The sequence below is a fragment of the Paenarthrobacter sp. NPDC057981 genome, from assembly GCF_042886835.1.
Lineage (GTDB): Bacteria > Actinomycetota > Actinomycetes > Actinomycetales > Micrococcaceae > Arthrobacter.
The window spans coordinates 40309-50845 of the sequence record NZ_JBHVQI010000029.1 but is presented as its reverse complement, the minus strand read 5'-3'; the positions used below and the strand labels follow the sequence as shown (position 1 = coordinate 50845).

The 10537-nt window shown below is 63.8% G+C and carries 10 protein-coding genes; 9 read left to right on the top strand and 1 reads right to left on the bottom strand.

The genetic code is table 11. From position 1 onward, the window contains the following. Positions 1–134: 134 nt before the first annotated feature. On the bottom strand, positions 135–362 hold the full coding sequence (locus ACFVSI_RS19410; RefSeq protein WP_387827287.1) for an RNA-binding S4 domain-containing protein: 228 nt from the start codon (positions 360–362) through the stop codon (positions 135–137). 23 nt (positions 363–385) lie between these two features. On the opposite strand from ACFVSI_RS19410, the gene ACFVSI_RS19405 reads away from it, so the two are divergent. The 9 genes from ACFVSI_RS19405 to ACFVSI_RS19365 all read left to right on the top strand — a co-directional run bounded on the left by ACFVSI_RS19405 (position 386) and on the right by ACFVSI_RS19365 (position 10522). Beyond that, the gene (locus ACFVSI_RS19405) at positions 386–1390 is read left to right on the top strand and encodes a DMT family transporter (RefSeq protein WP_387827285.1); all 1005 of its coding nucleotides are present in this window, start codon (positions 386–388) and stop codon (positions 1388–1390) included. 111 nt (positions 1391–1501) lie between these two features. Next, complete coding sequence (locus ACFVSI_RS19400; protein WP_387827281.1) at positions 1502–2887, top strand: glycine--tRNA ligase; 1386 nt, start codon at positions 1502–1504, stop codon at positions 2885–2887. A 2-nt stretch (positions 2888–2889) separates the two neighbouring features. Further along, entirely contained in the window at positions 2890–3852 is a 963-nt protein-coding gene (locus ACFVSI_RS19395) for a GNAT family N-acetyltransferase (RefSeq protein WP_387827278.1), read from the top strand. A gap of 205 nt (positions 3853–4057) precedes the next feature. After that, positions 4058–5431: an FAD-binding oxidoreductase gene (locus ACFVSI_RS19390; protein WP_387827275.1), complete on the top strand. Its 1374-nt coding sequence runs from the start codon at positions 4058–4060 to the stop codon at positions 5429–5431. A 53-nt stretch (positions 5432–5484) separates the two neighbouring features. Continuing rightward, on the top strand, positions 5485–6966 hold the full coding sequence (locus tag ACFVSI_RS19385) for a YibE/F family protein (RefSeq protein WP_387827273.1): 1482 nt from the start codon (positions 5485–5487) through the stop codon (positions 6964–6966). A 100-nt stretch (positions 6967–7066) separates the two neighbouring features. Next, positions 7067–8002, top strand: coding sequence for an ABC transporter ATP-binding protein (locus tag ACFVSI_RS19380; RefSeq protein ID WP_387827270.1), 936 nt, complete (start codon positions 7067–7069; stop codon positions 8000–8002). Beyond that, positions 7999–8775: an ABC transporter permease gene (locus tag ACFVSI_RS19375; protein WP_387827267.1), complete on the top strand. Its 777-nt coding sequence runs from the start codon at positions 7999–8001 to the stop codon at positions 8773–8775. The genes ACFVSI_RS19380 and ACFVSI_RS19375 overlap by 4 nt, the downstream gene beginning before the upstream one ends. Before the next feature lie 29 nt (positions 8776–8804). Beyond that, positions 8805–9914 (top strand): sensor histidine kinase, encoded by a 1110-nt coding sequence (locus ACFVSI_RS19370; RefSeq protein WP_387827264.1) that lies wholly within the window; start codon positions 8805–8807, stop codon positions 9912–9914. Next, the gene (locus ACFVSI_RS19365; RefSeq protein WP_387827263.1) at positions 9911–10522 is read left to right on the top strand and encodes a response regulator transcription factor; all 612 of its coding nucleotides are present in this window, start codon (positions 9911–9913) and stop codon (positions 10520–10522) included. The genes ACFVSI_RS19370 and ACFVSI_RS19365 overlap by 4 nt, the downstream gene beginning before the upstream one ends. The last annotated feature ends 15 nt before the right edge of the window (positions 10523–10537 follow it).

Genomic DNA, 10537 nt, shown 5'->3' with positions numbered 1-10537 from the left:
AACATCCGACCGCGTCAAACCCTCGAATGGGACACCCCAACTGAAAGACTGACCAAACTAATCGACGGTGTTGCACTAGCAAGTTGAAACCGCCCGGTTCATAAGCGCGTTATGTGTACAAAAACTCCGGAGGGCTAGGCGGGGGTGATCCGGACCGTCTGGCCGTTGACGGTCACGGTATCGCCGGCATGGAGTTGGCGGCCGCGTCGCTCGTCGATCTCTCCGTTGACCTTGACCAGGCCGTTCTTGATGAGCTCCGTAGCCTCCACGCCGTCCTCCACCAGGTTGGCGAGCTTGAGCAGCTGGCCGAGGCGGATCATGTCGTCGCGGATGGGAATCTCTTCGATTTCGGGGTTGCTCATACAGCAATGATGCCTGAAGTAGTGTGGTGACGGTGCCGCAGCCTTCGTCCCGTCCCGCCCTTCCTTTGGCCGTCGGCCTCATCCTCGCACTTGTCACCGGCTTGGTGCTCCCGATTCAGGGACGCATCAACGGGGCACTGAGCGCTGTCCTGAACGACGGCATTGCCGCTTCCGTAGTGAGCTTCACCACGGGCCTGGCAGTGATTGCCGTGATTTCCCTGAGCACGCCAAAGGGCAGGGCCGGGCTGCTGAGCATCGTTCCTGCCGTCCGCAGCCGCAGCTTCCCGCCGTTCTACGTGATGGCCGGTGGCGTCGGAGCTTTCTTCGTTTTCGCACAGTCATACACCGTGGGCCTTCTGGGCGTGGCCGTGTTCACGGTTGCCTCGGTGACCGGCCAGACCCTCAGCGGTCTGTTGGTGGATCGGCTCGGCATTGCCCCGGGCGGCAAACGCTCCATCACGGGACTGCGGGTGTTGGGCAGTGTCCTCACTGTCGCGGCGGTCGCGTGGGCGGTGTCGCCGCATTTCGGCGTCTCCACCGACGTCGGAATGATGGTGTTGCCGATCTTGCTGCCGCTTTTGGCGGGTTTCCTGATGAGCTTTCAGCAAGCCATGAATGGTACGGCCACCGTGCACTACGGCACGCCCCTGGCCACGACGGTGGTCAATTTCCTGGCAGGATCGGTGGTGTTGTGGATCGCCTGGCTGATCAAGGCGTCGCTCGTGGGAACCGGCAATCCGTTGCCCGCACAGTTGTGGTACTACCTTGGCGGCCCACTGGGCTGCGTTGCGATCGGCCTGGCGGCCCTGCTGGTCCGCAGCCTCGGCGTTCTTATCACCGGCTTGGGCATGATTGCCGGGCAACTGCTGGGGTCGCTGATGCTCGACGTCGTGATCCCCACGTCCGGTACGGTGGTCGCCTTGCCCACGGTGCTGGGCACGGTGCTGACCCTTGCGGCGATCATCATTGCCACTTTGCCGTGGCCAAAGGGAGCATTCGCACGGAGAGGTGCGGCGAAAGGCCGGTAGGGTAGGAGTCAGCAAATTCCCCCAACACCCCGCCGGACGACCCTGTCCGGAACCGGGGCCAACCACCCGCGGACCGCACCCAGCGGCCCTGTAGAACAAATGGAGTTACCCATGGCAGCAAAATCCGTCCTTGACCAGGTCATTTCCCTCTCCAAGCGGAGGGGCTTTGTCTTCCAGGCCGGTGAAATCTATGGTGGCTCCCGCTCTGCATGGGATTACGGTCCCCTCGGTGCGGAATTGAAGGAAAACATCAAGCGCCAGTGGTGGCAGAGCATGGTCCGCGGCCGCGAAGACGTCGTTGGCCTTGACTCTTCGGTCATCCTGCCCCGCCAGGTATGGGAAGCTTCCGGCCACGTCGAGGTCTTCTCGGATCCCCTGGTTGAGTGCCTTTCCTGCCACAAGCGTTACCGTGCGGACCACCTCGAAGAGGAATATGAGGAAAAGAAGGGCCGCCCTGCCGAAAACGGCCTGGCCGACATCGTCTGCGCCAACTGTGGTACCCGTGGACAGTGGACCGAACCCCAGGAATTCTCAGGCCTCCTGAAGACCTTCCTCGGCCCTGTGGCCAGCGAAGAAGGCCTGCACTACCTCCGTCCGGAAACGGCGCAGGGCATCTTCGTCAACTTCAACAACGTGCTCACCACCTCGCGGAAGAAGCCCCCGTTCGGCATCGGCCAGATCGGCAAGTCCTTCCGTAACGAAATCACGCCAGGTAACTTCATTTTCCGTACCCGTGAGTTCGAGCAAATGGAGATGGAGTTCTTCGTTGAGCCGGGCACCGATGTTGAGTGGCACCAGTACTGGATGAAGGAGCGCATGTCCTGGTACCGGGACCTGGGCATCCGCGAAGAGAACCTCCGCTTCTTCGAGCACCCGCTGGAAAAGCTCAGCCACTACTCCAAGGGCACCACGGACATCGAATACCGCTTCGGTTTCCAGGGCTCCGAGTGGGGTGAGTTGGAAGGCATCGCCAACCGTACGGACTTCGATCTCTCCACACACGCCAAGGCTTCCGGCACGGACCTGAGCTACTTCAACCAGGCCACCAACGAGCGCTACACGCCGTTTGTGATCGAACCCGCCGCCGGCTTGACCCGCTCCTTCATGGCGTTCCTGATCGACGCGTACACCGAAGACGAGGCACCCAACGCCAAGGGCGGAGTCGACGTCCGTACCGTACTGAAGCTGGACCCGCGACTGGCCCCGGTCAAGGCCGCCGTCCTTCCGTTGAGCCGCAACGAAGACCTCTCGCCGAAGGCCAAGGCGCTGGGCGCCCAGCTGCGCAAGAACTGGAACATCGACTTTGACGACGCCGGTGCCATCGGCCGACGCTACCGTCGCCAGGACGAAATCGGTACTCCGTTCTGCATCACCGTTGACTTTGACACCCTCGAAGACCAGGCCGTGACCATCCGTGAGCGCGACACCATGAGCCAGGAACGCGTTTCCCTGGACAAGGTCGAGGGCTACCTGGCTGCACGTTTGATCGGCGCCTAGTCGTGGCACTGGAATACCGCGAATGGAAGGAAGGCGACGATCTCGCCCTCCTGGAGATCTGGGGTGGTCCTGAGACCCTCCCGGCGGAGCAGTTCCGTGCGGCATTTGCGCCGTCGAGCAACCAGCCTTGGCGGCGGTGCATCGTGGCCGAGGACGTGGTGGACGGCGTGCGGATTCCTGTTGCGGCAGGTGTGGTCCACGAGGCGTCGCTTCACCCGGAACGGCTCTGGGCCTACATCGAGGTTGCCAAGGACCACCGCCGTGAAGGCGTCGGCGCCACCCTGCTGACCATGCTTCGCGCGGAAGCCGGCAACTCGCCGTCGGGGGTTACCAAGCTGCGCAGCAAGGTGGAGCCGGACACGGCCGGTGCGGCGTTCGCTGCCGCTGCCGGGCTTTCGCCCATCCAGAGGTCGCAGCTGGTGGTCGTGGACCCGGAGCCGCTCCCGCTTCCGCGCTTTGGCGATGGATCTGAAGAAGCTGCGTCCGAACGCGTGGAGGACCTGGCAACCGGTTCCGTTGAGCTGAGCGACGTCGTGGGCAAGTACTACACCCACGTTCACCACTGGGACAGCCCGGGGGAGCTCAGCATTGCCACTGTCCAGCGCCTGTTCCTGCATGACCTGACCGGCGCCCATGGTGCCATTGTGCTGCGTGCGCCCAAGGCCAGTGCCTTTGGCCAGGGTGTTCCGGCCAGCCGCAAGGGAAAGATCCAGGCGTTCGCCATCAGCTACGCGAAAGGTGACTCCGAGGAGCCATCGGACGTCTTTCTGGGCCACGACCCCAGCCTGTCGGCCGAGGAAGCCGCTTTTGCCGTTCGCGACCTGTTGGCGCTCATTGCCTACCAGCACCCCGTGCTGCTGGAAGTTGACGAGTCCATGACAGCCCTGCGAACAGTCCTTGAGCCCTTGCTGGAGTCCGGCAAAGCCCATGTCCGGGGCGCTGATACGGTGATAGTCAGCGACTGACCCGGCTTCATTGGAGCGTTGCGAATCCTGCCTGACCCTGTAGCACGGGTCGGGCAGGATTTGCTGTTTCCGGGTCCTTGTCAAAGGTTCTTGACGCGGCCAAGGCTCAGGAGTAGTCCTATCGAAGTAAGCCCCCACGCCGTCACGAACAGGGGGAGAAGCGTGAGGAAAGTCCGGTCTCACGGCTGAATCGATGGTAAGTACTATGAATCCAATAGCCCTCGACGGACTGCGGGAACAGTTGCGCGGGCAGCTCGTCACTCCCGAAGATCCTGACTACGACGCAGCACGTGCCGTCTTCAACGCCATGGTGGACAAACGCCCTGCCGGTGTCATCCGCGTAGCGCAGGTTTCCGACGTCATCGCCGGCGTGAATTTCGCCCGTGAAAACTCCATTCCCCTGGCCATCAGGGGAGGTGGCCACAGCGCTCCCGGCTTTGGCACCTGGGACGATGCACTGGTGCTGGACTTCGTTAACCGCACTGGGGTCCGGGTGGATCCCCAGCGTTCCAGGGCCCGGGCCGAGGGCGGGACGACGTGGGCCGACTTCAACTACGCCACCCACGCTTTCGGGCTCGCGACCACCGGCGGCATCGTCGGATCCACCGGTGTCGCGGGCCTGACGTTGGGCGGGGGGATCGGGTACCTCGCCAGGAAGTACGGGTTGTCCTGCGACAACCTTGTCTCGGCAGATGTCGTCACCGCGGACGGAAACTTTCTGATCGCCAGTGACGAACAGAATGAAGACCTGTTCTGGGCTATCCGGGGCGGTGGCGGCAACTTCGGTGTGGTCACGTCCCTGGAGTTCGAACTTCATCCCGTAGACATGGTCCATGCGGGCATCATCATTTACGGGGCTGAGAATATCCCCGCGGTGGCCAGGTTCTACCGTGATTACATCGCCTCCGCACCCGAAGAGTTCGGGGCATTCCTCGGCTTCCACCAGGGCCCGCCCGTTCCTTTCCTCCCCGAGGAATGGCACGGAAAGGCAGTGTGCGTTGTGGTGGGAATGTGGACGGGGGATCCTGCTGAAGGGGATGCACGCTGGCAGCCGTTCCTGGAGGCCGCTCCTGTGGCCGGGTCCATGGTGGGGCCCATGCCCTATCCGGCGCTGAACGTGGCCTTTGATGGACTCAATCCCAAGGGCATGCAGGGGTATTGGAAGGCCAACTTCCTGCGCGAACTCAACGATGGGGCAATTGCTGCCCACGCCCAATTCGGGGCCACCGTGACCAGCATGAACACCGCGGTCCATGTCTATCCCATCGATGGCGCTGTGTCGCGGGTAGGCGTCCAGGACACTGCCTTCGCCCACCGCGACATGAAGTTCTCTCCGGTCATCGCAACGCAATGGCCCGATCCCGCGGACAACGAGGCCAACATCGCCTGGACCCGAGGGTACGCGGCGGCCTTGGCACCGCATTCGGAAGCGGGCGGCTACATCAATTTCATGGACTCGGAGGACCAAAACCGGGTCGCGGACAATTACGGGCCCAACTGGGAAAGGTTGGTGGCCGTCAAAGCGAAATACGACCCCGACAACCTCTTCCGCGTGAACCAGAACATCCCGCCGGCCTGAGTCTGGAGCGCCCTGCCGTCCACGTAGGCTTGACCCATGAGGTTTTGCAGCTGATGGGTCATAGTCACTCCCACGGTCATTCTGAAGGTTTGGAGCCAAGCCCGCAGGCAGTCGCTTCCCGGAAACGGGCCAACTGGCTGCTGGCGGCGGTGCTGGTGCCCCTGGGTGCCCTGACGCTTGTGGCGATGCTGCTGATGTGGCCTTCGGGCAACAGGGAGGGGATCAATTTTTCGAGTCCCTACCAAGCAGCCCCGGGCGTGACTTTCGATACCGGCAGGATCCAGAGCGTAGTGGTGGAAAGCTGCACCCAAACGGGCCAAAACAGCAGTGCCCAAAGCCAAACGGGCCAAAACCAGAACCAGGCAGGCGGCTCCCAGTGCACCTTCGCGTTCACGGTTCCGGACAAGGGCGGGGACGCGGTAAAGGTGGTCATCAACCCCGATGTGGCCATGTCACACGGCGTGGATGTGGGCGACTCCATCCGTTACCTGAACCTTTCCGGGGTCCAGGGCAGTAACGCCGGCACCGGCGCGCCCGCGTATGTCTTCGTGGATTTCGTTCGCAACATCCCCATTGCCGCCTTGGCGGTGTTGTACGCAGTGGTGGTGATTGCAGTGGCCCGTTGGCGGGGCTTCCGTGCGCTCCTGGGGCTGGTGGGTGCCTACTTCGTCCTGGTCAGCTTCATTCTGCCTGGCCTGGTTGAGGGCAAGCCGCCGCTGTTGTTGGCGTTGGTGGGCTCCACGGTGATCATGATCGGTGTCCTCTACTTCGCCCACGGATTCTCGGCGCGAACATCCACGGCGTTGCTCGGGACCATTTTCGGGCTCGGTATCACCGCACTGCTTGCCGCCTGGGCCACCGATGCAGCCAACCTCGCCGGTGTAGGAAACCACGATGCCGCGACGCTGGTGAACATGTCGCCTCAAATTTCCATCTCCGGAATCATCCTTTGCGGCCTCATCATTTCCGGCCTGGGTGTCCTGAACGACGTCACCATCACCCAGTCCTCGGCCGTATGGGAGCTTTACGAACTCGCCCCGAACACCAGCGCGCGGAAGCTCTTCTCCTCGGCCATGCGGATTGGCCGGGACCACATCGCGTCCACCGTGTACACCATCGCGTTCGCTTACGCGGGCGCAGCACTTCCGATCCTGATCATCGTGATGCTGTACGACCGCCCCTTGGCCGAGGCTCTCACCAGCGCCGAGCTGTCGGAGGAAGTCATCCGCACCCTGGTGGGCTCCATCGGCTTGGTCCTCGCCATTCCGGTCACAACCCTCATCGCCGTCCTGGTGGTCAAGGCCACCGGCATGAAGCGGCTTGCCGCCGCCGGCGGACCGACCGTTAGCGCCGACGACCTTGACGACACCGGCGCGCTGGCCGCGGCCGCCGTCGTCGTGGGTTCTGAAAAGGACGACAGGAACGACGCCGGTGCGCGGGCAACTACCGACAGCAGCCAAGGCACCGATCACACGCCGGCGCGGCCGGGAAGCCGCCGGGCGCAGCGCGAAGCCGAGCGCCGGGGGAGCGAGTAACCCGATGACATTTGTCATGTCCAACTGATGACACCCGCTAGGGGTGCGCGGAGGAGCCTCCGGCTTGAATGGGTGTACAAGACCTATTCCAGGGAGAGCAATGACAACACGGGGAGTGCCGGCCGTTCACGCGGTCGGACTGCATAAGAGCTTCGGGAAGGTCCAGGCTGTGCGTGGCCTGGACCTGACCGTGCAGCAAGGGGAGGTGGTGGCTTTCCTCGGCCCCAACGGGGCCGGCAAGACCACCACCATCGACATGATCCTGGGGCTGAGCACCCCGGACCAGGGCGAGGTTTCCATTTTCGGGCACACCCCCAGGGGTGCCATAGCCCGCGGGCAGGTGGCGGCCGTCATGCAGACAGGCGGGTTGCTGCGGGACATCAGTGTCCGCGAGACCGTGCAGCTCACCGCGGCCATGTTCGAATCGTCACGTCCCGTGGACGAGGTGTTGAACCGCGCCGGCATCCAGGACATCGCGGATCGACGGGTTGAAAAGTGCTCGGGCGGCCAACAGCAACGCCTGCGCTTCGCCATGGCGTTGGTCTCCGACCCCGGCCTGTTGATCCTGGACGAGCCAACCACCGGAATGGACGTAGCCGGTCGCCGCGATTTCTGGTCCGCGATCCGCGCGGATGCCACCAAAGGCCGGACCGTCATTTTCGCCACGCATTACCTGGAAGAAGCAGACGCCTACGCCGACCGGATTGTCCTGGTCCGCCAAGGGGCCATTGTGGCCGACGGGACCGCCGCCCAGATCAAGAATCTGGCCTCCGGCCGGACCGTCAGGGCTTCTCTGCCACCGCAGGACAGGGAGCTGCTTGGCGCGCTTCCGTCGGCCGACGCCGTCGAGTACGACGGCGGACGCGTCACCGTCCGGACGTCCGACTCCGATTCAGTAGTCCGGTTCCTCCTCAATAACACCCGGGCGCACGACCTTGAAGTGGTGGCCCACAACCTCGAGGAAGCTTTCGTGGCCCTGACCGGCGACAAGCCAGCCACCGCGACAACCCCGGCGTTCGAAGGAGGCCGGGCATGAGCCAGGCAACAGCCATCCAGGACCGGAAACCGTCCGCTGGCGGTGTAAACGCCACGTTCCTGTGGATCGAAATCAAGCGCATGCTCCGGAACCGACGGACAGTCATGTTCACCGTCCTGATGCCGGCCATCTTCTTCTTCATCTTCGGTCTGTCCAACAAGAACCAGCAGTTGCCCAATGGCCACAGTTACGGCCAGTACATCCTGATCAGCCTCACCGTCTACGCGGCCATGACGGCAGCCACAGGTGCAGGCAGCCAGGTGGCTGTGGAGCGGGCCCAGGGGTGGAGCAGGCAGCTTCGGCTGACCCCACTGCTTCCCGGGGCCTACATCGCCGTCAAGGCAGCGGCTGCCCTGACATTGTCCTTGGTAGCGGTCATTGCGCAGTTCGTCATCGGCGCCATCTCCGGTGTCACGATGGATCTGCAGACCTGGCTTACCGCGGGCATCGTCGCGTGGTTGGGCTCCCTGGTGTTCGCTGCTTTAGGGCTGTTCGTTGGGTACCTTATGCCCAGCCAGAACGTCATGCAGATCCTGGGCCCGGTCCTGGCAATCCTGGCCATGCTGGGCGGCCTGTTCATGCCGATCGAGATCATGGGCGATACCTTTGGCCAGATCGCCAAGTTCACGCCGGCTTACGGCATTGGACAGTTGGCACGCAGCCCCATCACCGGGGAGTTCGATGCCATGTGGATCGTGAACGTCCTGGTCTGGCTGGCGATATTCGTGGGTGGGGCGGCCATGGCCTTCCGCCGTGACACCAACCGCGTCTGAGCTTCCTCCGCATGACTAAGGTGGGATCCATGAGCAGCCCGTCACTGTGGGAAACCCTCCGCGGTCCTGGTCCCCGGCGTTGGTTCCTCGGGGCAGGCTTGTCCATCATGCTGTGGGCCTGGCCCACCTGGAACCTCGTCTGGTCTGTGGAGGAACCGGCAACCTGGAAGGTCCTGGCCTCGGTGGCGTTGGTGGCCTTCTTCGCGGCCTACGCAGTCCTGCCGATGATCAGTCGGCGACGGGACGTCCGGACTGGATTGGTGTGTGTGGCGATCCTCTTGGCTCTCAACGGACTGGTGATCCTGCTGGTTGGCCGGGAAGCATTGTGGACCTGGCCATTCCTGGCCTGCGCCATTGGAATGACCACCCTGCCACCCCGCGTGGATTTCGCCTTGATCATGGCGCTTTCCGGTATCTCCCTGGCCTCGGAGTTGGCTGAGGGAAACCTGGAGCAGGCATTCTTCCAGCCGGCGCTAATCTTGTCCCTCGGTTTCATGATGTCCTCGTTCGCCCGGATGATCCGCCAAACGGTGGCGTTGCGGGCCGCCCAAACGGAATTGGCCGATGCCGCCGTCGCAGCTGAACGGAGCCGGGTGGCGCGGGATATGCACGACATCCTGGGCCACTCGCTCACGGTCATCGCCGTCAAAGCGGAATTGGCGGGGCGCTTGATGGAAGGTGTGCCGGCCGGACCTGCCAGGGACAAGGCGGCTGCTGAGGTTGCGGAGGTCCAGGAGCTGGCCCGTGGGGCGCTCGCCGATGTCCGGGCGACGGTAGCCGGCTATCGCGGCGTCAACGTCCTTGCCGAACTCGCGGCAGCGCGGACGGCCCTGGAATCGGCCGGCATCCAGGCCGACCTTCCCCTCACCGTGGAGCAGGTGCCTGCCAAGTATCGGGAGCTGTTCGGGTGGGTGCTCCGGGAAGGGGTGACAAATGTTGTGCGCCATTCGGGCGCCGTTCAGTGCCGGGTCCGCTTGACGGCGTCGACCGTCCTGGTGGAGGACGACGGCGTGGGGCCGGGACCGGGCGTCCCCGGCAGCGGGCTGGCGGGGATTCGGGAGCGGGCGGCCACCGCCGGCGGAACGGTAAGTATTGGAGCGAGCGACCTGGGAGGGTTCAGATTGGCTGTTGACGTATGACCATCCGGTTGGTGATCGCAGATGACCAGGCTCTGGTCCGGGGCGCCTTGGCTGCTCTCCTGGGGCTTGAAACGGATATCGAAGTGGTGGCCGAACTGGGGGATGGAACCGGTGTGGTGTCTGCCGTACTGGAGCATTCCGCGGACGTGGCCATGCTGGATGTCGAGATGCCGGGCTTGGATGGCATCAGCGCCGCTGCCGAGGTCCGAAAGGCCGCCCCGAACTGCAGGGTGCTCATGGTCACCACGTTCGGCAGGCCAGGGTACCTCCGAAGGGCCATGCAGGCGGGAGCCTCCGGTTTTGTTGTCAAGGACACTCCGGCCCGGCAGCTGGCCGAGGCAGTTCGGCGCGTGCACCACGGCTTGCGCGTGGTGGACCCCTCGCTCGCAGAAGAGTCGTTGATGTCCGGCGACAGCCCGCTGACCGAGCGTGAGTCAGAGGTGCTGAAGGCCGCGTCCGACGGCGGCACGGTGGCCGACATTGCCAGAGCGGCGGCGCTTTCGGAAGGGACAGTCCGGAACTACCTCTCAGCGGCGATGGCCAAGACCGGTGGACGGACCCGGGCCGAAGCCGTGCGCTTGGCAGAGGAGAATGGTTGGCTGCTGTAAGGGCCCCGGCCATCG